19 protein-coding genes are annotated in these 25022 nt (G+C 71.2%); 4 read left to right on the plus strand and 15 right to left on the minus strand.

All coding sequences use genetic code 11. The features are described from left to right. Positions 1 to 106: 106 nt before the first annotated feature. The 3 genes from K311_RS0101470 to K311_RS0101480 all read left to right on the plus strand — a co-directional run bounded on the left by K311_RS0101470 (position 107) and on the right by K311_RS0101480 (position 6983). Positions 107 to 5014 carry an NAD-glutamate dehydrogenase gene (locus K311_RS0101470; RefSeq protein ID WP_026815843.1) on the plus strand — a complete coding sequence of 1636 codons (4908 nt, stop codon included), beginning with the start codon at positions 107 to 109 and terminating at the stop codon, positions 5012 to 5014. A 260-nt stretch (positions 5015 to 5274) separates the two neighbouring features. After that, complete coding sequence (locus tag K311_RS0101475) at positions 5275 to 6045, plus strand: NAD kinase (RefSeq protein ID WP_026815844.1); 771 nt, start codon at positions 5275 to 5277, stop codon at positions 6043 to 6045. An 8-nt stretch (positions 6046 to 6053) separates the two neighbouring features. Beyond that, positions 6054 to 6983, plus strand: a complete 930-nt coding sequence (locus tag K311_RS0101480) for a 5'-nucleotidase (RefSeq protein WP_026815845.1) — start codon at positions 6054 to 6056, stop codon at positions 6981 to 6983. A gap of 83 nt (positions 6984 to 7066) precedes the next feature. Here the strand turns inward: K311_RS0101480 and K311_RS0101485 are convergent, their stop codons facing one another. The 7 genes from K311_RS0101485 to K311_RS0101515 form a co-directional block, all read right to left on the minus strand. Next, positions 7067 to 8203 (minus strand): MFS transporter, encoded by a 1137-nt coding sequence (locus tag K311_RS0101485; RefSeq protein WP_026815846.1) that lies wholly within the window; start codon positions 8201 to 8203, stop codon positions 7067 to 7069. A gap of 18 nt (positions 8204 to 8221) precedes the next feature. Beyond that, positions 8222 to 9313, minus strand: a complete 1092-nt coding sequence (locus K311_RS0101490) for an alpha/beta hydrolase family protein (RefSeq protein WP_043797191.1) — start codon at positions 9311 to 9313, stop codon at positions 8222 to 8224. Between the two features lie 145 nt (positions 9314 to 9458). Then, positions 9459 to 10679, minus strand: a complete 1221-nt coding sequence (locus K311_RS14755; RefSeq protein ID WP_051239362.1) for a DUF4785 domain-containing protein — start codon at positions 10677 to 10679, stop codon at positions 9459 to 9461. A gap of 3 nt (positions 10680 to 10682) precedes the next feature. Then, positions 10683 to 11522, minus strand: coding sequence for a hypothetical protein (locus tag K311_RS0101500; protein ID WP_051239471.1), 840 nt, complete (start codon positions 11520 to 11522; stop codon positions 10683 to 10685). Positions 11523 to 11913: 391 nt separating this feature from the next. Then, the gene (locus K311_RS0101505; RefSeq protein WP_026815849.1) at positions 11914 to 12597 is read right to left on the minus strand and encodes a DUF2461 domain-containing protein; all 684 of its coding nucleotides are present in this window, start codon (positions 12595 to 12597) and stop codon (positions 11914 to 11916) included. Then, positions 12594 to 14033, minus strand: coding sequence for an exodeoxyribonuclease I (gene sbcB, locus K311_RS0101510; protein WP_026815850.1), 1440 nt, complete (start codon positions 14031 to 14033; stop codon positions 12594 to 12596). Before sbcB ends, K311_RS0101505 begins: the two co-directional genes overlap by 4 nt. 79 nt (positions 14034 to 14112) lie before the next feature. After that, positions 14113 to 15507, minus strand: coding sequence for an FAD-dependent oxidoreductase (locus tag K311_RS0101515; RefSeq protein ID WP_051239363.1), 1395 nt, complete (start codon positions 15505 to 15507; stop codon positions 14113 to 14115). A gap of 99 nt (positions 15508 to 15606) precedes the next feature. On the opposite strand from K311_RS0101515, the gene K311_RS0101520 reads away from it, so the two are divergent. Further along, positions 15607 to 17748: an Ig-like domain-containing protein gene (locus K311_RS0101520; RefSeq protein ID WP_026815852.1), complete on the plus strand. Its 2142-nt coding sequence runs from the start codon at positions 15607 to 15609 to the stop codon at positions 17746 to 17748. A 38-nt stretch (positions 17749 to 17786) separates the two neighbouring features. On the opposite strand, the gene K311_RS17350 is transcribed toward K311_RS0101520, so the two are convergent. The 8 genes from K311_RS17350 to K311_RS0101560 form a co-directional block, all read right to left on the minus strand. Next, positions 17787 to 18806 carry a GGDEF domain-containing protein gene (locus K311_RS17350; RefSeq protein ID WP_051239364.1) on the minus strand — a complete coding sequence of 340 codons (1020 nt, stop codon included), beginning with the start codon at positions 18804 to 18806 and terminating at the stop codon, positions 17787 to 17789. Beyond that, complete coding sequence (kynU, locus tag K311_RS0101530) at positions 18803 to 20119, minus strand: kynureninase (protein WP_026815853.1); 1317 nt, start codon at positions 20117 to 20119, stop codon at positions 18803 to 18805. Before kynU ends, K311_RS17350 begins: the two co-directional genes overlap by 4 nt. Next, on the minus strand, positions 20116 to 21126 hold the full coding sequence (locus tag K311_RS0101535; protein WP_026815854.1) for an amidohydrolase family protein: 1011 nt from the start codon (positions 21124 to 21126) through the stop codon (positions 20116 to 20118). Before K311_RS0101535 ends, kynU begins: the two co-directional genes overlap by 4 nt. Before the next feature lie 71 nt (positions 21127 to 21197). Continuing rightward, on the minus strand, positions 21198 to 21740 hold the full coding sequence (locus K311_RS0101540) for a 3-hydroxyanthranilate 3,4-dioxygenase (protein ID WP_026815855.1): 543 nt from the start codon (positions 21738 to 21740) through the stop codon (positions 21198 to 21200). A gap of 42 nt (positions 21741 to 21782) precedes the next feature. Next, positions 21783 to 22340 carry a hypothetical protein gene (locus K311_RS0101545; protein WP_026815856.1) on the minus strand — a complete coding sequence of 186 codons (558 nt, stop codon included), beginning with the start codon at positions 22338 to 22340 and terminating at the stop codon, positions 21783 to 21785. Between the two features lie 5 nt (positions 22341 to 22345). Further along, positions 22346 to 22783, minus strand: a complete 438-nt coding sequence (locus K311_RS0101550; protein ID WP_026815857.1) for a RidA family protein — start codon at positions 22781 to 22783, stop codon at positions 22346 to 22348. After that, positions 22780 to 23442, minus strand: a complete 663-nt coding sequence (can, locus tag K311_RS0101555; RefSeq protein ID WP_026815858.1) for a carbonate dehydratase — start codon at positions 23440 to 23442, stop codon at positions 22780 to 22782. Before can ends, K311_RS0101550 begins: the two co-directional genes overlap by 4 nt. 90 nt (positions 23443 to 23532) lie before the next feature. Next, the gene (locus K311_RS0101560; RefSeq protein WP_051239365.1) at positions 23533 to 24966 is read right to left on the minus strand and encodes an aldehyde dehydrogenase; all 1434 of its coding nucleotides are present in this window, start codon (positions 24964 to 24966) and stop codon (positions 23533 to 23535) included. Positions 24967 to 25022: the final 56 nt, after the last annotated feature.

Genomic DNA, 25022 nt, shown 5'->3' on the forward strand with positions numbered 1-25022 from the left:
GCGAACCCCGCCCCGTGCGGGGTTTCGCGTTTTTGCCGCGGCTGGCCGCAACCTGCCGTCGGGACTACAATTTCGCCTTTATCCACGCCATGCGAGAGCGCGCTCCATGAACGTCACTGCCCCGGCTTCGGCCGATCCCCTGAGTGCCATCGTCGCCGCCATGCCGGGTACCGGCGGGAGCGGCGACGGCAGCCTCCCGGAACGCTTCGCGCGCGGCTTCTTCGCGCGGCTGCCGGAGGATGAACTGGAGGGTCGCCCGGCGACCGACTGGGCGAAGGTCGCGGCGGCCTTCCTCGCCTTCGCCGGCGAGCGCCAGGCGGGCATCGCCCGCGTCTCGGTGAGCAACCCGGGCCTGGCTGCCGACGGCTACGAGAGCACCCATACGATCGTGCGCATCGTCAACGACGACATGCCGTTCCTCGTCGACTCGGTGCGCATGGCGCTGGCGCAGCGCGACGTCGGCCTGCACCAGATCGTGCACCCGGTGCTGAAGGTCACCCGTGACGCCGACGGCCGCCTGCTCGACGTCGGCAGCGGCGAGGCCGAGTCGCTGATGTACCTGGAGATCGACCGCCAGGCCGATGCCGACGCGATGGCGGCGATCGAGGTGGCGATCGTCGCCGCGCTGATCGACGTGCGCGAGGCGGTCACCGACTGGCGGCCGATGCGCGAGAAGATGCTGGCGATCGCCGAGGAACTCGCCGGTCGCGCGCTGCCGGTGCGCGAGGGCGAGCGCGCCGAGGCGCAGGAATTCCTGCGCTGGGCCGCCGACGACCATTTCACCTTCCTCGGTTACCGCGAGTACGAGGTCGCCGACGGCCAGCTGACGGCGGTGCAGGGCAGCGGCCTCGGCCTGCTGCGCGGCAAGGACCATCTGGTGAAGCCACGCCCGGTCGCCGGCCTCGCCGCCGCCGACCTGAAGCCCGGCGAGACGATGGACGCGCTGATCCTGACCAAGACCAATGCGCGCGCCACCGTGCACCGGCCGGGCTACATGGACTACATCGGCGTGCTGGAGTTCGACGCCGACGGCCGCGCGATCCGCGAGCAGCGTTTCCTCGGCCTCTACACCTCCAGCGCCTACAACCGCCGCCCCTGGGACATCCCGCTGGTGCGTCGCCGGCACGCGTTCGTGATGGAGCAGTCCGGGCTGTCGCCGAACAGCCACAGCGGCAAGTCGCTGCGGCACATCCTCGAGACGCTGCCGCGCGACGAGCTGTTCCAGTCCAGCGCCGAGGAACTGCAGACCACCGCGATGGGCATCCTCGGCCTGCAGGAGCGCGCGCGTCCGCGCCTGTTCCTGCGCCGGGACCGCTACGGCCGCTTCTTCTCCGCGCTGGCCTACATCCCGCGCGACCGCTTCAACACCACGATCCGGCACCGCATCGAGGCGATGCTGATGCGCGAGCTCAACGGCGAGCGCCTCGACCACAGCGTGCAGATCGGCGAATCGCCGCTGGCGCAGCTGCACCTGGTGATCCGCCCGAAGGCCGGCGCCGTCGTCGACTTCGATCACGATGCGCTCGAGCGCGAGCTGATCCACATCGTCCGCGACTGGCACGACGAGCTGCGCGAGGCCCTGGTCGCCGCCCACGGCGAGGAATGCGGCCTGCGCCTGTTCCAGCGCTTCGGCCGCGCGCTGCCGGCCGGCTACGTCGAGGCGACGGCGCCGGCCGCCGCGGCCGCCGACGTGTACGAAGTGTCGAAGCTGGCCGGCCCCGACGACCTGCGCCTGGTCTTCGCGCGGGGCGAAGGGGAGCGCCTGACCTTCAAGCTGATCCGCCAGGGCCACGACCTGGTGCTGTCGGACGTGCTGCCGGTGATGGAGAACCTCGGCCTGCGCATCGTCGCCGAGCACCCCTACGAGCTGAACGCGGACGGCGAGCTGTTCTCGATCCAGGACTTCGAGGTCACGCCGCTGCGTGGCGAGATCGACGTCGAGGCCGCGACGGTGCCGTTCCAGGAAGCCTTCGCGGCGATCTGGCGCGGCGAGGCGGAGAACGACGGCTTCAACCGCCTGCTGCCGACCGCGCGCCTGGAATGGCGCGACATCGCGATGCTGCGTGCCTACGCGAAGTACGCGCTGCAGACCGGCGTGCCGTTCTCGCAGCCGTACATGGAGGAGGCGCTGCAGCGCTACCCGGTGATCGCGCGCCTGCTGTTCGAACTGTTCGCCGCCCGCTTCGAGCCGGCGCGCGACCGCGACCTCGACGCCGCCGGGCAGCAGAAGCTGCACGACCAGATCGCCTGGCTGCTGCCGCCCGACCGCCGCGAGGCGCTCGACACGATCCCGCAGGAGATCGCCGCGGCGCATTCACTGGACCGCGCCGCGCAGATCGACGCGATCACCGACGCGCTCGAGATCCTGCTCGACAACATCGTGCAGTCGATCGACGACGACCGCATCCTCCGCCGCTTCATGGCGCTGATCAACGCCACCCTGCGCACCAGCTTCTTCCAGACGAAGAACGGCGTGCACACCGACTACGTCGCGTACAAGTTCGACCCCTCGAAGGTGCCGGACCTGCCGCGGCCGGTGCCGTACCGCGAGATCTTCGTGTACTCGCCGTACGTCGAGGGCGTGCACCTGCGCTTCGGCCCGGTGGCGCGCGGCGGCCTGCGCTGGTCCGACCGCCGCGAGGACTTCCGCACCGAGGTCCTGGGCCTGGTCAAGGCGCAGATGGTGAAGAACACCGTCATCGTGCCGGTCGGCTCGAAGGGCGGCTTCGTGGTCAAGCGGCCGCCGCTGGGCGGTGACCGCGACGCCCAGCTGGCCGAGGGCATCGCCTGCTACAAGCGCTTCATCAACGGCCTGCTCGACATCACCGACAACCTGGTGGACGGCGCGATCGTGCCGCCGCAGGACGTCGTGCGTCACGACGGCGACGACCCGTACCTGGTGGTCGCGGCCGACAAGGGCACCGCGACGTTCTCGGACATCGCCAACGGCATCAGCGCCGAGCACGGCTTCTGGCTGGGCGATGCGTTCGCTTCCGGTGGCTCGGTCGGCTACGACCACAAGGGCATGGGCATCACCGCCAAGGGCGCGTGGGAATCGGTGAAGCGCCACTTCCGCGCGCTCGGCATCGACAGCCAGAGCCAGGACTTCACCTGCGTCGGCATCGGCGACATGTCCGGCGACGTGTTCGGCAACGGCATGCTGCTGTCGAAGCACATCCGCCTGGTCGCGGCCTTCGATCACCGCCACATCTTCCTCGACCCGGATCCCGACTCGGCGCGCTCCTACGTCGAGCGCGCGCGCCTGTTCAGGCTGCCGCGCTCGAGCTGGGAGGATTACGACAAGTCGCTGATCTCGGCCGGCGGCGGCGTTCACCCGCGCAGCGCCAAGACCATCCCGCTGACGCCGGAAGTGAAGGCGGTGCTGGCGATCGACACCGACAAGGACGCGCTGACGCCGAACGAGCTGATGAACGCGATCCTGAAGGCGCCGGTCGACCTGCTGTGGAACGGCGGCATCGGCACCTACGTCAAGGGCTCGACCGAGAGCCATGCCGACGTCGGCGACCGCGCCAACAACGGCCTGCGCGTCGACGGCCGCGAGCTGCGCTGCAAGGCGGTGGGCGAGGGCGGCAACCTCGGCATGACCCAGCGCGGCCGCATCGAGGCGGCCTTCGCCGGCGTGCTGGTCAATACCGACTTCATCGACAACTCCGCCGGCGTCGACACCTCCGACCACGAGGTCAACATCAAGATCCTGCTGGCGGCCCCGGTCGCCCGCGGCGAGCTGAGCTACGAGCAGCGCAACGAGCTGCTCGCGAGCATGACCGACGAGGTCGGCGAACTCGTGCTGTTCGACAACTACCGGCAGAACCAGGCCATCAGCGTGATGGAGCGGATGAGCGTTTCGCGCCTCGGCTCGTTCGGCCACTTCATCCGCACGCTGGAATCGCAGGGCCTGCTCGACCGCCAGATCGAGTACCTGCCCAGCGACGCCGAGCTGCTCGACCGCCGCTCGCGCGGCATCGGCCTGACCCGGCCGGAGCTGTCGGTGATCCTGAGCTACGACAAGATCGTGGTCTTCAACCAGCTGCTGCAGACCGACGTGACCGAGGATCCCTTCCTCGCCCGCGAACTGCAGCGCTACTTCCCGAAGGCGCTGCAGCACTACGCCGACGACATGGAGAACCACCGCCTGCGGCGGGAGATCATCGCCACCGGCCTGACCAACCAGATGGTCAACCGCATGGGCGCGACCTTCCTGATGCGCATGCAGGAGGACACCGGCGCCGACCTGGCGCGCATCGCCAAGGCCTATACGATCAGCCGCGAGGCGCTGTCCGCGCGCCAGCTGTGGCTGGACATCGACGCACTCGACCTGAAGGTGCCGGAGTCGGCGCAGATCGACGGCCTGATCGGCATCTGGCACCTGATGCGCAACATGACCCGCTGGCTGCTCAACCGCCCGGGCGACACGCTCGACATCGCCGAGAAGGTCGCCCGCTACGGCGACGGCGTCGCGCTGTTGATGCGCTCGATGGCCGACGTGCTGCCGGCGGAGGCGCGTGCCGCGCTGCTCGCCGAGCAGGCGCGCTGGCAGCAGATCGGCGTGCAGGAGGAGCTCGCGCGTACGTTCGCGACGCTGCCGTTCATGGCCTCGGCCCTGGACATCGTCGAGGTGGCGAAGGAGAAGGACCTCGGCGTGCTCGACGTCGCCGCCGCCTACTTCGCGCTGTCCGACGCGCTTCACATCAAGTGGCTGATGGACGCGGTCGAGGGGCTGCCGGTCGAGGGTCGCTGGCATGCGCAGGCACGCGGCGTGCTGCGTGACGAGCTGCAGGCGCAGCAGCGCGCCCTGGTCGGCACCGTGCTGGCGGCGGCCGCCCCGGGCACCGCGCCGCAGGCGCTCGTGGAGTCGTGGCTGGGCCGCGACGACGCGACGCTGAAGGTGACCCTGGCGATGCTCGCCGACATGCGCAACCTGCGCGGCATGGACTACCCGACGCTGTCGGTCGCCGTCCGCCGCCTCGCCCAGGTCGTCGACGCCTCCCGCTGAGCCGCAATACCCGCTGTAGGAGCGCCTTCAGGCGCGATGCTCCTCCCGCCTTCAGGCGCGATGCTCCTGCCGCCTTCAGGCGCGACAGCTTTTCTCCCGTTCGAAGGAGAAAGGCATCGCGCCTGAAGGCGCTCCTACATAGGCGGGTTGAGGAGAAAGGCATCGCGCCTGAAGGCGCTCCTGCAGATGCGGGAGAAGGGCATCGCGCCTGAAGGCGCTCCTACGGGAAGCGGGTTCAGGCTAGGCTTGCGGGCATGAGCCTGCCCGCCAGTCCCCGCATCGCCTTCGTCGCCAGCCCCGCGCCGGAGGCGCAGGCGGCCCTGTCCGCGCTCACCGCGGTCCACGGCCAGCATCGCCCGGACGCCGCCGACGTGCTCTGCGCGCTCGGCGGCGACGGCTTCATGCTGCAGACCCTGCACCGCCACGGCGGCCTCGGCCTGCCGGTGTTCGGCATGAAGCTCGGCACCGTCGGCTTCCTGATGAACCAGTACCGCGACGACGACCTCGTCGCGCGCCTGCACGCGGCCGAGGCGGCGGTGCTGCGGCCGCTGGAGATGACCGCCACCACCGAGGCCGGCGGCAGCGTCACCTCGCTGGCCTACAACGAGGTGTCGGTGCTGCGCCAGACCCGCCAGGCCGCCCACCTGCGCGTGCATCTGAACGGTCAGGTCCGGCTCGACGAGCTGATCTGCGACGGCGCCCTCGTCGCCACGCCGGCGGGCAGCACCGCCTACAACTTCTCCGCGCACGGGCCGATCCTGCCGCTCGGCTCGTCGGTGATCGCGCTGACCCCGATCGCGGCGTTCCGGCCGCGACGCTGGCGCGGTGCGCTGCTGCGTGCCGATACCGAGGTGAAGCTGGAGGTGCTCGACGGCTTCAAGCGTCCGGTCAGCGCCACCGCCGATTCACTGGAGGTGCGCGACATCGTCGAGGTCACGATCCGCGAATCGCGCGAACGCACGGTCACCCTGCTGTTCGACCGCGAGCACAATCTCGAGGAGCGCATCCTCAACGAACAGTTCCTGAGCTGAGCCTTCGAATGCCCCTGTCCACGCCTCCCGCCGATCCCGCCCAGCGCCTGGTGCTGGCGATCACCGCCCGCGCCCTGTTCGATCTCGAGGAGAGCCATGCGCTGTTCGAACGCGAGGGCCTGGAGGCCTACGCGAACTTCCAGCGCGAGCACGAAAAGGACCCGCTGCCGCCGGGCATCGCCTTCCCGCTGGTGCAGAAGCTGCTGCGCCTGAACGCCGATGCGCCGCCGGACGCGCCGCGGGTCGAGGTCGTGCTGCTGAGCCGCAACTCCTCGGACACCGGCCTGCGCATCTTCAACTCGATCCGTGAGCACGGTCTCGGCATCGTCCGCGCGGTGTTCACCAGCGGCGGCGAGGTCTGGCCCTACATCCGGCCGTTCGGCGCCCAGCTCTTCCTGTCGGCGAATCCGGCCTCGGTGCGCAGCGCGCTCGAGCACGAGATCGCCGCCGCGACGATCCTGCCCTCGAAGGCGCCGTCGCAGCGCAGCGACCAGCTGCGCATCGCCTTCGACGGCGACTCGGTGATCTTCGGCGACGAATCCGAACGCGTCTCCCAGGCCTCGGGCCTGCAGGCCTTCCACCACAACGAGACGCTGCGCGCCGGCGAGCCGCTGTCCGGCGGCCCGTTCCGCGGCTTCCTGGCGGCACTGCACAACCTGCAGAGCGCCTATCCGGCGGGCGAGGCCTCGCCGATCCGCACCGCGCTGGTCACCGCGCGCTCGGCACCGGCGCACGAGCGGGTGATCCTGACCCTGCGCGAATGGGGCGTGCGCCTGGATGAGGCGATGTTCCTCGGCGGCCGCGACAAGGGTCCCTTCCTGGCGACCTTCGGCGCCGACATCTTCTTCGACGACAGCCGCCACAACGTCGAGAACGCGCGCCAGCACGTCGCCACCGGCCACGTCCCCTTCGGCATCACCAATGAGCCTGGTTCGTAGTTCGTACTAGATAGTTCGTAGTCGCGGCGGCGCTACTCCCTCGCGCGAAGCGCGCGCCGTCCCTACCTCGTACCTCGTACGAACTACGAACTGTTCTTCGCGTGGATGGCGAACGCGAGCCCACACGCAGCCGCGCCCGCCGCGAACGCCGCCGTGCCGCCGCCGGGGCTCTCCCAGGCCACCGCGGCCATCACCGCGCCGAGCACGCCGCCGACGCCGCCGCTGATGCCGTAGAGCAGGCTCTGCCCCGCCGCGGCGCGGTGGCCGGGGAAGAAATCGGCCATCAGGCGCATGCAGCAGGCATGGAACATCGCGAAGCTCAGCGCATGTCCGGCCTGGGCGATCGCCATGACCGCCAGCGAGTCGGCGAAGAAGGCGACCACCGCCCAGCGCACCGCGGTCACCGCGATGCACAGCTGCAGCAGCGGCGCGGCGCCGAAGCGCGCGATCAGTTTCGGCGCCTGCCAGAACAGCGCGATCTCGATGATCACGCCGATCGCCCACAGCGCGCCGATCTCGGCACCGGCATGCCCGTGCGCCTGCAGGTGCAGGGTGAAGAACACATAGAACGGCCCGAAGCCGAGCTGCATCAGCATCGCCACCAGCAGGAAGCGGCGTACGCCGGGCCGCTTCCACAGGTGGCCGGCATCGGCCATCGCGTTCGGATCCGGCGGCGGCGGGCTGTCGTGTCGATGCGGCCATGCGGCCGCCACCAGCAACACGAACAGCGGCAGCACCAGCCAGGGGAAACGCGTCGCCCCGGTCACGTCCAACAGCGCGCCGTAGCTGCCGGCGACCAGCAGGAAGCCGACCGAGCCCCAGACGCGCAGACGGCCGTAGCGCTCCGGACGCGAACCGAGTGCCGTCAGCGTCATCGCCTCGAACTGCGGCATCACCGCGTTGTAGAACAGGCCGAACAGCGCCATCACCGTCAGCAGTGCCCACGCGCTGGTGGTGAACACGAAGCCGGCGAACAGCGCCAGCGACAGCACGCAGCCGGCGAAGAACCACTCGCCCGGCCGCGTACTGCGGCTGCTCAGCGCCGCCCAGGCCGGCGGCCCGAGGATGCGGGTCCCGTACCAGAGCCCGAGCATGCCGCCGACCACGTAGCCGCCGTGGCCGAGTGCGTCCACCCAGCGGCCGACGTAGGGCGTATAGGCGCCGAGCGCCGCGTAATAGGCGAAATAGAACAGCGAGAAGCGGCGCAGCGTGGCGTCCATGCGAAAGCGCGGCGATCCTTACAGATGACGCGCGAAGAAGGCCACGGCGTCTTCGGCGACGCGGCGATGCACCACCCCGCGCTCGACCCCCTGTGGGTCCACGCAAAGCGCCGCCAGCACCTCGCGGCCGCGCGCCGTGCAGGTGGCGAGGAACACGTAGTGGCCGGCGGCGTCGATGCGCTCGACGGCGATGCCGGGCCGGTCGGCGAGGACGGCGGCGGTTTCCGCGAACAGGATCTGGTCGTCGGTCTCCGCGAGCACGACGCGTGCCGGGACGAGCAGCCGGGCGACTTCCGCGTCCTGCATCAGCGAGACGTGGGCGGGTGCCATCGCGTAGACGGCGCGGATGCGCGGATCGGCCGGATGGGCGAGCTCGCGCTCGACGCTGGCGCGGAAGGCCGGATCGCTTTCGGCGAGCCGGGCGATGTCGGCGGCGTCGAAGCCCGCTTCCGGCGGCAGGACGCAGACGGGATTCGCCGGCTGGCCGGCGCAGCGGCGGGCGCGGGTCGCGAAGTCGATGCGGGCGCCGGCGGCAGCCAGCACGCTGTAGCCACCGATCGAGAAGCCGGCGGCGCCGATGCGCTCCGGGTCGATGCGCGGGCCGATCGCCGGGTCGGCGAGCAGCCGGTCGATCAGTGCCGACAGGTCGAGCACGCGTTCGCCCGGCAGCACGAAACCGGCCAGCGTCGTCCGCGGCTCGGCGGCGGTGTTGCCGTGGTGGTTCACCGCGGCCACCACGAAGCCGGCGCGCACCAGTTCCTGCGCCAGCCACGACAGCTGCGCGGCGCTGCCGCCGGTGCCGTGCGAGAGCAGCACCAGCGGTCGCCGCGTCGTGTCGGCGAACGGTGCGTCGGTGGCGAAGCTGCCGAACTCGAACACGCCGCCGGTCCAAGGCGACACCGGGCTGCCGGGCGCGGCCGGATACCAGACCGTCGCGGCGAGCGGCCGCGGTCCGGCGCCGGACCAGTCGCGGCGGTCCTCGTCGACCCAGGCGCGGTGCATCCGTCCGACCGGAACCTCGGGCGGCGGCGAGGCGAACGCGGGACAGCAGGCGAGCAGGGCGGTCAGGACAGTCAGGACGGTCAGGACGGTCGTGGCCAGCAGACGCATGGGCAGCCTCGTAGGCAGGTTCGCGGGCCCGGAATTCTAAGCCGGGCTGCCTGCGAGGCCGGAAACACGACGGCCGGGCACGTGGCCCGGCCGTTTCCTTTCCATGCGCGGTCGACGAACACGCGCGAGGGCGCGCGTGCAGCCCTCAACGCGGGCGTCGCCCCGGCGCCGGGGCTGGCGAGTCGCCGCCCTCGCGCAGGGCCAGCGCACGCGTCTCCAGCCGGCCCATCCGGGTCTGGTCGTTGAGCTCGAGGTCGCGCACCTCGAACGGGGCGCCGTAACCGGCCGGCAGGTTGGCGCGCTCGAAAGCCAGGCTCAGGGCGCCGTCGCCCGCGGCCAGCCATTCCGCCGAATGCGCGATCACCACCGGGCGGGCGACGCCATCGGCGCCGGTTGCGTACAGGGTGCCGCGCAGTTCGTAACGGCCAGGCGCCGCCACCTGCACCGGCAGCCGCAGCTGCAGCGCACCGGCGTCGAAGGCGTAGTCGCCGGCCAGGCGCGCGGTTGGCAGCGATACCTGCACCGCGGTGCGCACCTCGCGCTGCAGCGGGACACCGTTCACCACCCGGCCGGCGTACAGCTCGACCTCCCAGAGGCCCGCCGGCGCATCGGCCTCCAGCGGTACCTCGATCTCGCCACGGCCGCCGCGCAGCTGCAGCGGATAACGGCGACCCGAGGGCGACACCAGTTCGCCGCGCACTTCGGCGGCGGCGAGGGCGCGGCCTTCGCCGGTCAGTTGCGAGGCGATCGCCAGCCGGTCGCCGGCGAGCACGCTGCCACGTTCGGCCTGGGCGCGAAGCGCATACGGGCTGTCGGGCTCGAACACGTGCACGAGGCTGCGGCCGCGGGAGCCGTCGACCTGCAGGCGGAAGGCGCCCTTGCCGAGACCCGGGGCCAGCCGCACGACCGCACTGCCGTCGGGGACCTCGAGGCCGGCGGCCCGCAGCGCCGCGGTGTCATGGCGGGCGGCGAAGGCCTGGGCGTCGGGAATCGCGCGGCCGTCGCGCTGCAGGCGGATCGCCTGCGGCGAGAGCGGCCGGCCATCCGCGGGGCTCACGCGCACCACCGCGCCGGGGGCGGTCGTGTGCAGGTCGATGCCGCGCGCGAGGTCACCGGCCTCGGCGACGAACCAGTACTCGCGGCTCTCCGCGAGGAAGGGCGCCGGTGCCACGAGCGGGGCCGCCGGGTCGAGCGCCCAGGCGAAGCGCACCGGCGCCCGTTCGAAGTCGCCGGTGGGCGCCGGAAGTGGCAGCAGCCGGGTCGGCACCTGGTCATCGGCGCCGGGGGCGCGCAACTGGCCGGCGATGGCCTGTCCGGGCAGCGACAGGGCGAGGGTGAGGGCGAAACCGAGGAGGGTCCGGGTCATGGCTCAGCTCCCCAGGTCGCTGCGGAGGATGGTGTCGAGGCCGAAGCAGGCGCGGCGGCTCTGGTTGTGCGACAGCGGCTCGCTGCCGCGCATGCGCGCGGTGTCGCGGAACCACACCGTGCCGGCGGCCGACTGGCTCGAGCAGTCGAGGAAGCCGTCGGAGCACGAGTTCAGCCAGAGCTGGGTCGTCTCCAGGCCGACGTTTTCGGCGTAGCCACCGCACCAGCTGTCGGAATCGAAAGGCGAGGAGTCGACGTCGGTGCCGACCACCGCGCGGAAGGGCTTCGGCAGCGCCGGACGGCCGGCCGTGCCGTAGAGGTTCTGCGCGTTGTACTGCGCCATCCAGCTCGTCTGCTGCATGCGCACCGCGTCGTTCTTGTAGCCGAGCAGCCAGCCGAGCACCGATTCGAACACGTTGCCGGCGATCACCGCGTTGGCCAGCGGCGTGCCCGCCGAAGACGGCGCCAGCGCGTTCACCCGCACCGTGCGCGAGATGATCAGCGGATAGCGGCTGTCGTAGGTCGGGTTCGACAGGATCCATCGCATCACATTGCCGCCGTTGCTGTGGGTGATCACGATCAGGCGGGTGATGCCGCGGCTGTTGATGAAGTTCGTAAGCTGGCCGGCGAGGCAACCGGCGGCGCCGCTGTCCCACATGTACTTCGTGAAGTCGCAGTTGATGACGACGTAGTTGGCCGAGTTCGCCAGGCCGCCGCGGACGTTGTTGACGAACTCCGGCTTCCAGTAATCGTTGGTCGCATTGCTCTGGCTGCCGGTGCCGTGCACGAAGGCGACGCCGGTATTGGCGGTGCAGACGCTGGATATAGCCAGCAAGGCCAGCATGATCAGGATGCGCACGTGTCCCTCCCCAGGAATGGTGCGTGGTGTCCGGTTCCCCGTCCCTGCGTCGCCGCCTACCGGTGGGGCCGGCGCTCCCTGCGCCGGCGTACGGGAGCCGACCATCCGTGCGCAAGTCCGTGAACGTCAACACATTTCGATGCTGCAATGCGGCAGCGTACGGAGCCAGGCCACCGTATCGACGCGCTGCAGCAATGGCGGCAGCCGGGATTTCCCGTGGCTTTCGCCCGACGCCGCGCCGGCGTCTGCTGCCCTGCAGCATCACGCCGGCTCACGGGGTCAATCCCACTGTCGGGGCTGCAGCAACGGCGCAATGCCGCAGCGCTTCGATCGGCCCTGCCGGCTTCGATCCGTTGTCCGCTGCTCCAGCTGCAACTCAGAACTCGAGGTCGAGTGCCGCGCAGAGGTAGTCGACCAGCGGCGCGAGGCCGGTGAAGTGCGAAATCACCGCCTGCCGCAGCCGCGGCCCGAGCACGAGTTCGTCGGCGAGGGGCGCGGTGGCGACGAAGTCCTTGCGCTTGAGGTCGTCGATCAGCGGATGGTCGGCGGGGTAGCCGCGTGGCGGCCGCACCAGGCTGTCGCCGGTGAGCGCGAAGCGGCGCCGGAATGCCGCACTGCGGGTCGCCGCCGTCCAGCCGGCGGGGTTGTCGAACAGGAACGCGCGGATGCGCCGCTGCGTCTCCGGTTCCGGATGCCACAGGCCGGCGCCGATGAAGCAGCCGCCCGGTTCGAGATGCAGGTAGAACGAGGGCGCATGCACCTGCTTCGCCCGCTCGTGGAAGAAGCGGGCGCCGCCCCAGGTCTTGTAGGGCGTCTTGTCGTTGGCGAAGCGGGTATCGCGATGGATGCGGAACAGCGAGCCGCCGTTGCCGCGCGGGTCGGCGCGGTAATGCGGGCTGATGCCCGCGAGGCCCGGCTGCAGTTCGCCGATCAGCCGCAGGAAGGGATCGCGCAGGTGCTGCAGGTAGTCGGCGCGGTGCGCCTCGAACCAGTCGCGGCGGTTGTTGCTCTTCAGCGCGCGCAGGAACCGGAACGTGTCTTCGCTGAAGTAGCTGCTCATGCCAGGTCCGCCTCGAGTCGATCGCCCCAGGCCTGCAGCGCGTCGAGCAATGCCTGCGCCGGGCCGGGGCCGTGCTGTGCGCGCAGTGTCGCGATCTCGGCGCGGTAGCTCGTGAAGTCGTATTCGGACAGCCCGGCTTCGGCGCTGCCGAGCCGCCGCCGGCGGTAGTCGTCCCAGCGTAGGCGCTCGTCGGCGGAAAGCGATTCGGGCCAGTTGCGGGCGCGATAGCGGAACAGCAGGTCGCGATAGCGGCCTTCGCCGAAGCTCGTCTCCAGCGCCGCGAGGTCGGCGACGCTGCTGCTGCGCACACGCTGGCAGGCGCGCCGGTCGGCGTCGCTCGCGAAGCCGTCGTAGAGCGCCGCATCGGCATCGGCCGCCGCTTGCTGGCGTTCGGCGGCGAAGACCCGGCGCACGCGTTCGGCGAGGTCGGGCGTCGCGCGCAGCCGGGCCGCACGCGCCAGCGCCGCGTCGACGTCGATGCCGAGGCGTTCGAAGTCGGCCGGGCGCACGTGCGCCAGCGGCAGCAGCACCGGGCACTTGTTCGTATGCACTTCCTTCAGCGGCACCCGCTCGACGCCTTCCGGCAAGTCGGCCGCCGGCGTGTAGAGGCGGTCGGCGATGTCCCCGGGATCCAGGTCGAGCCAGTCGTCCGGATCGCGGGCGAGGCCGGCGACGATCACCCGCGATTCGATCCGCGGATGCCGCGCCACCGGCACGACGAGCTGCGCGCACTGGCTGGTCGCCGGATAGCGCGAGGAGATATGCAGCAGCGGCGTCATCCCGCCGATGTCGATCAGCCCGGCGACGCGCCGCTTGTCGCGCAGCTCGAAGGCGTACTGCCACAGCCGCGGCTGCGCCGCGCGCAGCCTGCGGGCCAGGCCGAGCAGGGCGCGAACGTCCGACAGCGCCTCGTGCGCGTCGCCCTCGCGGACGCCGTTGGCGGTGGCGAGATCCTCGAGTCTGAAGCTGGTGCCGCCGTCCTCGCGTCGCGGCCATTCCAGGCCTTCCGGGCGCAGCGCCGCCGCCAGCCGCAGCACGTCGAGCAGGTCCCAGCGCGAGTTGCCGTTCTTCCACTCGCGCTCGTAGGGCTCGTGGAAATTGCGGTACAGCGCGAAGCGCACGAACTCGTCGTCGAAACGGATCGAGTTGTAGCCGACCGCGCAGGTGCCCGGCGTCGCCAGTTCGTCGTGGATGCGGGCGACGAACTCGGCTTCGGACAGGCCTTCGGCGAGCGCCCTTTGCGGGGTGATGCCGGTGATCAGGGTGGCGCCGGGCGAAGGCAGCAGGTCGTCGGCCGGGCGGCAGAACAGGCTGACCGGCTCGCCGGTCTCGCGCAGTTCGGCATCGGTGCGGATCGCCGCGAACTGGGCGATGCGGCTGCGGCGCGGGTCGCGGCCGAAGGTTTCCAGGTCGTACCAGAGGAAACTCGCGCTCATCGTCGGCTCCGGGGACGCGCGGCCGCGGCGGCGCGGTTCGTGGATCCAGCCTGCCGCGACGCGGCGCCGGGCGGCATCGTCATTCCGCCGGCACCGGGGTCAGCCGATCGCGCACCAGCGCGTCGGCGAAGTCGAGGTCGACCTCCTGCAGCCGGGTGCGCCCGCGCGTCGCCTCGACCAGGATGCCGCGCTGCACCGCGCCGCGTTCGAAGGCCAGCGCGTAGGGCAGGCGGCGGAAGCTGACCATCGCGTAGCGCGGCACGAAGTGGTCGGGGTGGCGATCGGCGAGCACGCGTTCGAGTTCCCGCTGCAGCAGGAAATCGGCGTCGTCGACGCGGTCGCGCATCTCGACGTAGTTCTCCAGCGCCATCGCCTGGATCGCCTCGGCATTCGGCCGGCGTTCGGCGGTGAAGGCGGCGAACGCGGCCTCGAAGCCGTCGGCTTCGGCGAGCAGGCGGTCGAGCGCGACGCAGTCTTCGAACGCGCAGTTCATGCCCTGGCCGTGGAACGGCACCATCGCGTGCGCGGCGTCGCCGAGCAGCACCGCGCGGCCGTCGAGGTGCCAGCGGTCCAGGCGCAGCGTCGCCAGGCTGCCGACCGGGTGCGCGGTCCAGTCGGTGTCGAAGTCGGGGATCAGCGGCAGCGCATCGGCGAAATCGGCGGCGAAGAACGCGCGCGCGGCGGCGAGATCGGGCAGGGCGGCGAAGGATGGTTCGCCGTCGAGCGGCAGGAACAGGGTAACGGTGAACGTGCGTTCGGTGTTCGGCAGGGCGATGCACATGTAGCCGCCACGCGGCCAGATGTGCAGGGCGTTCGCCTCGATCCGCCAGCCGCCGTCCGCGGCCGGCGGGATCTCGAGCTCGCGGTAGCCGTGGCCGAGTGGTTCGAAGCGCTCGCCGAGTTCGACTTCCGCGGCCATCGCCGCGCGCAGCCCGGAACCGGCGCCGTCGCAGCCGAGCAGGGTGGTGAAGTCCAGTTCGCGCGGATCGCCGGCGTCGTCGACGAAGCGGGCGCGGCGGGCGCCGAAGTCGACGCCGTCGAGACGCTGCCCGAAATGCAGCACGGCGCCGGCGGCCTCGGCGGCGTCGAGCATCGCGATGTTCAGGCGGCCACGGTGCACCGACCAGATCACCTCGGAATCGTCGCGGCCGTAGCGCTGCAGCATCGGCGCGCCGCCCTGCGGGTGGACCATGCGCCCGCGCATCATCACCGCCTGCGCCATCACCGTGTCTTCCAGCCCGGCCTGGCGCAGCGCGTGCAGGCCGCGTTCGGCGAGCGCGAGGTTGATCGAGCGGCCGCCCTCGTAGCCGAGCCGGCGCGGGTCGCCGCGTTTTTCGAAGACGTCGACCTGCCAGCCGCGGCGGGCGAGCAGGGTCGCGAGCAGGGCGCCGGCAAGGCCGGCGCCGACGATCGTCAGGCGTTGGGAGGTCTTCACGGAGGAGGCGGGGCAGGCATGTCCGAGGGTTCCCGGCATGTTCGTTGAATTGCCAGGTCGCGTCACCCGCCGACCACTGCCGGACCCGGGGAACCCGGCACCTCACTGCCCGCGCGCCTCCCTGCGCAGGAGTCCACCATGGCTTCGCCCGTCCGGCGTCTGCACCGCCTCTTCGCCTGTCTGCTCGCCGCGTCCGCGGCCGCCACCGCCACCGCCCAGGAAACCCCGGTCGCCCGCCGCGACCGGGTTGTCGTCGTCGAGAACAGCGCGCCCGTCGATGTCGATGTGATCGCCAACGACGCGGTCGCGCCCGCGCAGCTGGTCGGCGGCCAGCTGCTGGTCTCGTCACCGCCGATGGGTTCGGTGTCGGTGGTCGACGGCGGCACCGCCAGCGCCGGCGACGACCGCCTGCGCTACCAGCCGCCCACGGATTTCAGCGGCATCGACGTCTTCTCGTACCAGGTCTGCACGGCCGCGGACGGCTGTGACGAAAGCCAGCTCGAGGTGGTCGTGCGCCCGGCGATCGACGTCAACCACACCGCCTTCGCCGATTCCGGCTACGTCGACGTGCCGCTGTCGGGTTTGCGCGCGCTGCCGGCGCTGACCCTGCGCACGACCCCGCTGCGGGCGCCGGACAGCGTCGCCCTGGACCTCGCCACCGACCCTAGCCCCCGCGATCTCTGGGACCTCGCCGGCACCCAGCGGGTGGTGCGCACGCTGCCGCAGCCGGCGGACGGCAACCCGCAGGAGTGGCAGGTGCTGATCGACGCGATCGGCTGGGGCGGCGACGTCGACCTCTACGCCGGCCAGGACCTCAACGGCAACGGCCTGCCCGACCCCGGCGAGGTGGACTGCACGTCGGCGATGGCCGCGAGCGAGCGCTGCGAACTGAACCTCATCCATCCGGGCAACGGCGACGTCCGCTACTGGGTACTGGTGCACAACCGCCACGACGCCGCCCAGACCGGCGAGCTGGACCTGTACGCCTTCAACCTCGGCGCCAATGGCGATGCCAGCCTGGTCGCCACCGCGCCGGGCACCCTGCCGGCCGACGCCGCGTTCCCGTTGCGGGTGAGCTGGAACGGCGCGACCCTGGTCGACGACGGTCTGCGTGCCGCCGGATACGTCGGCCTGTGGTCGGAAGGCAACCTGGTCGGGCGCTTCCCGTTCCGGGTCGAGCGCAGCGGCGAGGCCTTCGCGCCGCGGCCGCTGGTCGGCAACCTCGATCTCGTGCTGCCGCCGGACCGCATCCACGAGGCCCTGTTCGTCGACGTGCCGGCGGGTGCCACGAGCCTGACCGTGCGCAGCTTCAGCAGCCGGAACATCGACCTCTACCTCGCGCACGCCGCCGACCCGTCCGGTCCGGTGGTCGCGCCGGCGCCGCCGCGCGCCGAGGCGGATGCCAGCGCCACCACCGCCGCCGGCAACGAGGTCATCAGGCTGACCGGCGCCGCGCTGAAGCCCGGTCGCTGGTACGTGATCCCGCACAATGCCGACACGCTCACCGCCAGCGTGGTGTTGCAGGCGACGATCGAGGCGAACCCGCCGGCGATCCGCCCGGGCAGCTACTTCGATCCCGGACGCGGTGGCCACGGCGTCTTCCTGTACCCGGCCGGCAGCCAGTGGACCGGGCTGTGGTTCACCTACCTGCAGGACGGCAGCCCGACCTGGTACTACCTGCAGGGCGCGGCGCCCGGCGCCAACGGCCTGTGGTTCGGCGAACTCTTCCGCTCGGCCTGGGATGGCGGCGGCAATCGCCTGACCCGCATCGGCCTCGCCCGCCTGAGCCCGAGCGGCACCGATGCCTTCACCTGGACCTGGACGATCGACGGTGAGACCGGATCCGAGCCGATGGTCGCGCTCGGCCGTGGCTGCCCGGTGCTCGAGGGCGAGCCGCTCGACGTCAGTTCGACCTGGTTCGCCGCCGAATCCGCCGGTACCGGTCACTCGGTCCAGATGTGGCCGCACTACGAGTACTACGCGGCCTTCATCTACGACGACCGCGGCGTCGCACGTTTCGTCACGTCGGAGGCCGCCGGCTTCCAGGGAGGCGAGGCGACCCTCGCGGTCGAGCAGCTGACCGGCTTCTGCCCGCTGTGCGAACGCCCCGGGGCGCCGCAGCGCAGCGCGATCGGCACGCTGACGCGACGCTTCCTCGGCGGCGAGACGCGGATGGCGCTGACGCTCGACTTCACCGGCGGGCTCTCCGGCCACTGGCAGGCGGACGAGATCGTGCAGCCGCTCGGTGGCCCGGCCTCGACCCAGGGCTGCGCCCCGTAAGCAGCTCGACCGGCCGGCCTCGCGCCGGCCGGATCGCCTCAGGCGACGGCGGCGCTCGCCGCGTCCTCGCCGCGCACGCGGTTGCGGCCGGCGCGCTTGGCCGCGTACAGGGCGCGGTCGGCGCGGTCCAGCGCCGCCGACGGATTGCCGTCGCCGCGCCGCCAGTGGCCGACACCGACGCTGATGGTCACGCCGACGCCATGGAAATCGGCCGCCTGCACCGCCGCGCGCAGGCGTTCGCCGAGGGCGAGGCCGGCGTCGGCGTCGGCATCGGCGAGCAGCACCGCGAATTCCTCGCCGCCGTAGCGGAACAGCGGCGTGTCGGCGTCGAGCTCGCGCCCGAGCACGGCGGCGACGCCGGTGATCACGCGGTCGCCGACCAGGTGGCCGTGCTGGTCGTTGATCGCCTTGAAGTGGTCGATGTCGAGCAGCAGGAAGGTGCAGCGCTTCACCAGGTTGCGGGCGCCGGCGAGCTGTTCGAGGGTCTCGTTGAAGGTGCGCCGGTTCAGGCAGTTGCTCAGCGCGTCGTGGTCGCTGTGGTAGCTGAGCATCTCGGCGGCGCGTTCCTGCAGCAGCGCGTAGGTGAACATGAAGCACACCAGCAGGCCGTATCCGCTGGCGAAGCGCACGACCTCGATCGCCGGCAGCAGCAGCGCCGTCAGGGTCGACGCGTAGACGCCGTAGAGCAGCATGCCGAACAGCGCCGGCCGCGCGCGCAGCAGGAACACCAGCACCGGCGGGAAGATGTAGGCCCAGTGCTGCATGCCGCGCCCGTGCCACCAGCCGAAGGCGACCACGCCGACCAGCAGCGCCGCGATCGTCACGAAGAACACGGTGCCGCCGGTGTGCCTGGGCAGCGCCACCAGGGCGGCGATGCAGGCGCCGGCGACGGCGGCGCAGATCCAGGCCAGCTGGGCGGTGTCCGCCAGCTGCAGGCGGGTGTTCAGGACGCCGAGCACCAGGCACAGCACGAAGATCAGCGCCGACAGCACCAGCGCCACGCGCCAGCGCATCGTCTCGCGCAGCAGGCTGAACGAGTCGCGGCGCAGACCGCTCATCCGCGCCAGGCCTCGACGGCGAGCACGAAGCGGGCGATGTCCTCGAAGGTGTTGTACAGCGGCACCGGCGAGATGCGGATCACGTCCGGCTCGCGCCAGTCGCCGACGATGCCGATGTGCTCGAGGTGTTCGAACAGTGCCCGCCCGCGCGCGCGGCCGCCGGCGACGCGCAGCGAGAGCTGGCAGCCGCGCCGTGCCGGTTCGGCGGGCGTCAGGATCTCCAGCGTCTCCGCCAGGCGCGTGCGCACTTGCTGCTCGAGGAAGCCGGTGAGGCGTTCGGATTTCGCGCGCAGGCGGTCCATGCCGGCTTCGGCGAACAGTTCCAGCGACACCCGCAGCGGCGCCAGCGCCAGGATCGGCGGATTGCTCAGCTGCCAGCCGTCGGCGCCGGGCGTCGGCTGGAAGTGCGGGCCCATGCGGAAACGCGTCGACGGGTCGTGGCCCCACCAGCCGGCGAAGCGCGGCAGCTCCGCCTGCGCGTGCTGCTCGTGCACGAAGGCGCCGGCGACCGCGCCCGGGCCGGCATTGCAGTACTTGTAGTGGCACCACGCGGCGAAGTCGCAGCCGCTGTCGTGCAGCTGCAGCGCCAGGTTGCCGGCGCCGTGCGCGAGGTCGAAACCGACATTGCAGCCCTGCGCCCGCGCCAGCCGCACGATCTCCTCCAGCTCGAAGGCCTGGCCGGTGCGGTACTGCACGCCGGGCCAGAGCACCAGGGCGATACGGTGGCCGTGTTCGCCGAGCACGCGTTCGATCGCCGCCAGCGAGATCGTGCCGCCGGCTTCGTCGGGTTCCAGCTCGATCAGGTCGGTGGCCGGGTCGTAGCCGTGGAAGCGGATCTGCGACTCGACCAGGTAGCGGTCGGAAGGAAACGCGCCGGCCTCGATCAGGATCGCCGGCCGCGCCGGTGTCGGCCGGTAGAAGCTGACCATCAGCAGGTGCAGGTTGGCGGTCAGCGAATTCATCGCCACCACTTCCGAGGGCAGCGCGCCGACCAGCGACGCGAGGCCCTCGCGCACCTCGTTGTGGTACGGCATCCACGGATGCCGGCCGCGGAAATGCGCCTCGACGCCGAGCTTCGCCCAGTCCTCGAGCTCGATCAGCAGCGCCTCGCGCACTCCCTTCGGCTGCAGCCCCAGCGAATTCCCGCAGAAATACGCCTGCTCCGCATACCCCCCCAATGCCGTGGGAGCGCCTTCAGGCGCGATGCCTTTCCTCGCCCCCTCAGGCGCCAAGGGGATATGGAACCGCTCCCGAAACCCCGAGAACCCATCCCCCGCATCCCGCGCCCGCGCCTCCTGCAACAAGCCGCTCATTCGAACCTCGCCATCGAAAGCCCCAGCCAGTCCAGCGCGGTGCCGTGGTAGAGCCGCGCCTGCTGCGCCTCGTCGAGCCCGAGCGCGGCGATGCCCGCGCCCGGCACCTGCTCGCCGAGCGGGAACGGGTAGTCGGTGCCGAGCATCACCCGCTCGACGCCGACGGTGTCCAGCAGGTAGCGCAGCGCGCGGTCGTCGGCGACCCAGCTGTCGAAGAACAGCCGGTCGAAGTACTTGCGCGGGTTGTGCGGATTGTCGGTCGCGACCAGGTCCGGGCGCATGTTGAAGCCGTGCTCGATGCGGCCGATCGTGTAGGGGAAGCTGCCGCCGCCGTGCGCCAGGCAGATCTTCAGTTTCGGGAAGCGCTCGAGCACGCCGCCGAAGATCAGCGCGCAGGCGGCGCGGCTCTGCTCGGCCGGCATGCCGACCAGCCAGGGCATCCAGTACTTGGGCATCGACTCGCTGCCCATCATGTCCCAGGGGTGCACGAGGATCGCCGCGCCGAGGTCCTGCGCCGCTTCCCAGAACGGCTCGAGTTCCGGCGCGTCGAGATTCCAGTCGTTGATGTGCGAACCGATCTGCACGCCCTGCAGGCCGAGGCCGTCGAGGCAGCGCTCGAGTTCCTGCACCGCCAGCCGCGGCGACTGCAGCGGCACCGTGCCGATGCCGGCGTAGTGGCGGCGGTGCTCGCGGCAGGCCTCGGCCATGTGGTCGTTCAGTGCCTGGTGCAGGGCCAAGGCCTCGTGCGCCTTCGCCCAGTAACTGAACATCACCGGCACCGTGCTCAGCACCTGCACCTGCACGCCGAAGCGGGCGTAGTCGGCGATGCGCTCCTCCGGATCCCAGGTCTTGGACCAGATCTCGCGGAAGAACTTGCCGTCCTTGTAGATGCGCGCGCGGCCCTCGGCGTCGTGGTGGATCACCGGGAAGCGCGGGTCGCCGTATTTCTCGGCCAGGTTCGGCCAGGTTTTCGGCAGGTAGTGGGCGTGGGTGTCGATTTTCAGCATGGCCGCGATCTTACCCGCAGCCGGGGAGGGCCAGCGGCATGGCCCGGAGAGCATCGCGGCTGAAGCCGCTCCTACGGCGGGGTGGGGGCGTCGGCGTAGCGCGCCGGCGCCGGATTGAGGAAACCGCAGGCCTGGCATGTGCGCTTCTCCATGCTGCGGTAGAAGCGCTCGAACACCGGCGGGAAATCCTTCTCGATGTCCTGCAGCACGAAGTGCTCCGCATACAGCGGCTCGTTGCACTGCTCGCAGAACCACAACAGGCCGTCCTTCTCGCCTTCCAGGCGGCGGCGCTCGATCACCAGGCCGACGCCGCCGGCGCTGCGCTGCGGCGAATGCGGTACCCGCGGCGGCAGGTAGAAGAGCTCGCCGGCGCGGATCGGGATGTCGCGGGCGCGGCCTTCGTCCTGCACGCGCAGCACCATCTCGCCCTCGAGCTGGTAGAAGAACTCGGCGCCTTCGTTGTGGTGATAGTCGGTGCGGGCGTTCGGGCCGCCGACGATCATGATGATGAAGTCGTCGGCGACGATGCACTTGTTGCCGACCGGCGGCTTCAGCAGGTGGCGGTGTTCCTCGACCCAGGCCTGCAGGTTGATCGGCGGTATCAGCTGGCTCATCTCGAACTCCTCGGGGCCGGCGCGGACGCGCGGCGGGCGGCGTCAGGCGGTGCCATTGTCGCGCTTCTGGTCCTTCCACAGCACCCGCCAGCACCAGTCCTCGAGCGACTCCGGGGCGTCGAGGTAGCGCGGGATCCACAGCGGGATCAGGCCGGCGTACCACTGCGCCCAGGCGCGCACGTCGTCGCGGGTGACGTAGTGGCACCACTGGGCGACGTTCGGCGCCGGCCGCCGCAGGTCGGGCGGGAACAGCGTCGCCGCCGCAGGATTGCCGGCGACGAAGTTGGCGAGCGCGCGGTCCTCGACCGCCACGTAGGCGTCGACCTCGGCCGCGGTGGTGTACTGGAACAGCGACACCACCGTCGCCAGTGGCGACGGGCTGTTGCCGGGCAGGCTGATTGTCAGCGCGAACTCGCCGGGGTAGTGCGGCAGCAGGCCGGTGGCCTTCGGGTTCAGCGCGAAATCGAAGGCCAGCGCCAGCGCGCCGCGCCCGTAGGTCCAGCACAGGCGCCGGGTCGAGCGCCGGCGCAGCAGGCCGATCGCATCGGCGACCGGGGCGAACACGCCTTCGAATTCCGCCTGGAACGCGTCGGCGCCCATTCCGCTCATCGTCTCGCGCCCGCTCCCGTGGCGGCGATGCACTTGAGTTCGATCGCGATCGGCGTCGGCAGCGCGGTGATGCCCAGGGTCGTGCGGCAGGGGGCGGTCGCGGGGTCCGGGAAATATTCCTGCCAGACCGCATTGTAGGCGGCGAAGTCGGCGGCCATGTCGGTCAGGTAGACGGTGACGTCGACCAGGTCCTGCCAGCGCGCGCCGCTGGCCTCGAGCACCGCCCGCACGTTGGCGAACACGCTGTGGCACTGGGCGACGATGTCGTAGTGCAGCAGGCGGCCGTCGGCGTCGTACCGATTGCCGGGGATCGCGTCGCTGCCGGGGATGCGCGGGCCGATGCCGGAGAGCAGCAGCAGGTCGCCGACCCGACGCGCGTGCGGATAGCTGCCGACCGGCTTCGGCGCGGTATCGGCGTGGATGCCGCCGCTCATCGCGTTTCCCCCACGTGCCCGCGCACGTGCTGCAGCGCCAGCGCGTAGGCCACCGGAAGCTCCTCGTTCGAATCCACGCCCATGCCGAGTTCGCGCACGCGTCCGTCGACCAGCGAATAGCACCAGGCGTGCACGCTCACCGACTGCCCGCGCGCCCAGGCGTCCTGGATGATGGTGGTGCCGCACAGGTTCACCACCTGCTCGACGGCGTTCAGCTCGCACAGCCGCGCCAGCTTCTCGGCTTCGTCGGCGACTTCGTCGAGCAGTTCGCGGTGCCGGCCGGCCACATCGGCGACGTGGCGCAGCCAGTTGTCGGCCAGGCCCAGGCGGCGGCCGGTCAGCGCCGCATGCACGCCGCCGCAGCCGTAGTGGCCGACGACGAGCACGTGTTCGACCTTCAGCACGTCGACCGCGAACTGCAGCGCGCTCAGGCAGTTGAGGTCGGTGTGCACGACGACGTTGGCGACGTTGCGGTGCACGAACACCTCGCCGGGCTGCAGGCCGGTGATCTGGTTGGCCGGCACGCGCGAATCCGAGCAGCCGATCCAGAAGTACTTCGGCGCCTGCTGCAGGCTCAGGCGGCGGAAGAATTCCGGGTCGTCGGCGACGATGCGCGCGGCCCAGTCACGATTGCGGTCCAGCAGTTCCTTCAGCGGCATCTGTCTCGTCTCATGTAGGAGCGCCTTCAGGCGCGATGTCCCTGGCGCTCCGCTATCGCGCCTGAAGGCGCTCCTACAGGGGGTGGCGGCTCAGTAGACCACCGTTACGTTGCGGGCCTCGGTGAAGAAGCGCATCGCCTCCATCCCGCCCTCGCGGCCGATCCCGGATTGCTTGACGCCGCCGAAGGGGGTGCGGAGGTCGCGGTTCATCCAGGTATTGACCCAGACCACGCCGGCCTCGAGCCGTTCGGCGAGCCGGTGCGCGCGCCCGAGGTCGGACGTCCAGACGCTCGCGGCGAGGCCGTAAGGCGTGGCATTGGCCAGCGCCAGTGCCTCGGCCTCGTCGGCGAAGGGCTGCAGGGTGACCACCGGGCCGAAGATCTCCTCGGTATTGCTGCGGCAGGCCGGGCCGAGGCCTTCGATCACCGTCGGCGCGACGAACCAGCCGCCGGCGCAGCGGCCCTCAGGCTGCAATGCCATGCCGCCGGCGAGCACGCGGCCACCCTCGGCCTTCGCGGTCTCGATGCAGCCGAGCACCTTCTCGTGATGCGGTCGCGACACCAGCGAGCCGAGGTCGGTGTCGGCCTCGAGCGGATCGCCGACCTGCAGCGCCTTCGCGCGGGCGACGAATTCGTCGCGGAAAGCTTCGTAATGCGAGGCCTCGACCAGGAGGCGCGAGCCGCACAGGCAGATCTGCCCGGAGTTGAGGAAGGCCGAACGCACGATCGTGTCCATCGCGCCTGCGGGCGCGTCGGCGAACACCAGCGTCGGGTTCTTGCCGCCCAGCTCCAGCGACACCTTCTTCAGCGAATCGGCGCACCGCCCGGCGATGCGCCGGCCGACCGCGGTGCTGCCGGTGAAGCTGACCGCCTTCACCTCGGGATGGCTCACCATCGCCTCGCCGACGCTTGGGCCGCGCCCGTGCACGATGTTCAGAACGCCGGCCGGGAAGCCGATGTCGCGGGCCGCCTCGCCGAGCATCCAGGCGGTCACCGGTGTCACTTCCGAGGGCTTGCCGACCACCGTGTTGCCGGCCGCCAGCGCCGGGGCGATCTTCCAGGTGAACAGGTACAGCGGCAGGTTCCAGGGACTGATGCAGGCGACCACGCCCAGCGGCTGCCGCAGCGTGTAGTTCACGACCCCGGGCGCGCCGTGGGATTCGCTGGCGAACTGGCTGGCGGCGGCGGCGAAGAAGCGCAGGTTGGCCACCGCGCGCGGGATGTCGAGCGCGCGGGCGAGGGCGAGCGGCTTGCCGACGTCGCGCGATTCGGCGGCGGCGAAGTCATCGAGCCGCGCTTCCACCGCATCCGCCAGCCGCGACAGCCAGCGGCCGCGCTCGGCGGCCGGCAGCGACGACCAGGCCGGGAAGGCGGCACGGGCGGCGGCGACCGCGGCCTGGACGGTGGCGGCGTCGCCGTCGGGGCAGGTCGCCCAGACCGCGCCGGTCGCCGGTTCGTGCACGTCCAGGCGGGCGTCGGTGTCGTCGGCCCGGCCGTCGATCAGGTGCGTGAGGCGCAGCGTCATGGCCGGCAGCTTACCGGGGCCGCGGCGGCGCCGTCACCGGCGCAACGACTACAATC

Source organism: Arenimonas composti TR7-09 = DSM 18010, from assembly GCF_000426365.1.
Lineage (GTDB): Bacteria > Pseudomonadota > Gammaproteobacteria > Xanthomonadales > Xanthomonadaceae > Arenimonas > Arenimonas composti.

Bases quoted from the DNA above. Each gene is read 5' to 3' on its own strand.
- K311_RS0101470 (WP_026815843.1), top strand. From the start codon at position 107: ATGAACGTCACTGCCCCGGCTTCGGCCGATCCCCTGAGTGCCATCGTC.
- K311_RS0101480 (WP_026815845.1), top strand. From the start codon at position 6,054: ATGCCCCTGTCCACGCCTCCCGCCGATCCCGCCCAGCGCCTGGTGCTG.
- K311_RS0101485 (WP_026815846.1), bottom strand. From the start codon at position 8,203: ATGGACGCCACGCTGCGCCGCTTCTCGCTGTTCTATTTCGCCTATTAC.
- K311_RS0101490 (WP_043797191.1), bottom strand. From the start codon at position 9,313: ATGCGTCTGCTGGCCACGACCGTCCTGACCGTCCTGACTGTCCTGACC.
- K311_RS14755 (WP_051239362.1), bottom strand. From the start codon at position 10,679: ATGACCCGGACCCTCCTCGGTTTCGCCCTCACCCTCGCCCTGTCGCTG.
- K311_RS0101500 (WP_051239471.1), bottom strand. From the start codon at position 11,522: ATGCTGGCCTTGCTGGCTATATCCAGCGTCTGCACCGCCAATACCGGC.
- K311_RS0101505 (WP_026815849.1), bottom strand. From the start codon at position 12,597: ATGAGCAGCTACTTCAGCGAAGACACGTTCCGGTTCCTGCGCGCGCTG.
- sbcB (WP_026815850.1), bottom strand. From the start codon at position 14,033: ATGAGCGCGAGTTTCCTCTGGTACGACCTGGAAACCTTCGGCCGCGAC.
- K311_RS0101515 (WP_051239363.1), bottom strand. From the start codon at position 15,507: ATGCCGGGAACCCTCGGACATGCCTGCCCCGCCTCCTCCGTGAAGACC.
- K311_RS0101520 (WP_026815852.1), top strand. From the start codon at position 15,607: ATGGCTTCGCCCGTCCGGCGTCTGCACCGCCTCTTCGCCTGTCTGCTC.
- K311_RS17350 (WP_051239364.1), bottom strand. From the start codon at position 18,806: ATGAGCGGTCTGCGCCGCGACTCGTTCAGCCTGCTGCGCGAGACGATG.
- kynU (WP_026815853.1), bottom strand. From the start codon at position 20,119: ATGAGCGGCTTGTTGCAGGAGGCGCGGGCGCGGGATGCGGGGGATGGG.
- K311_RS0101535 (WP_026815854.1), bottom strand. From the start codon at position 21,126: ATGCTGAAAATCGACACCCACGCCCACTACCTGCCGAAAACCTGGCCG.
- K311_RS0101540 (WP_026815855.1), bottom strand. From the start codon at position 21,740: ATGAGCCAGCTGATACCGCCGATCAACCTGCAGGCCTGGGTCGAGGAA.
- K311_RS0101545 (WP_026815856.1), bottom strand. From the start codon at position 22,340: ATGGGCGCCGACGCGTTCCAGGCGGAATTCGAAGGCGTGTTCGCCCCG.
- K311_RS0101550 (WP_026815857.1), bottom strand. From the start codon at position 22,783: ATGAGCGGCGGCATCCACGCCGATACCGCGCCGAAGCCGGTCGGCAGC.
- can (WP_026815858.1), bottom strand. From the start codon at position 23,442: ATGCCGCTGAAGGAACTGCTGGACCGCAATCGTGACTGGGCCGCGCGC.
- K311_RS0101560 (WP_051239365.1), bottom strand. From the start codon at position 24,966: ATGACGCTGCGCCTCACGCACCTGATCGACGGCCGGGCCGACGACACC.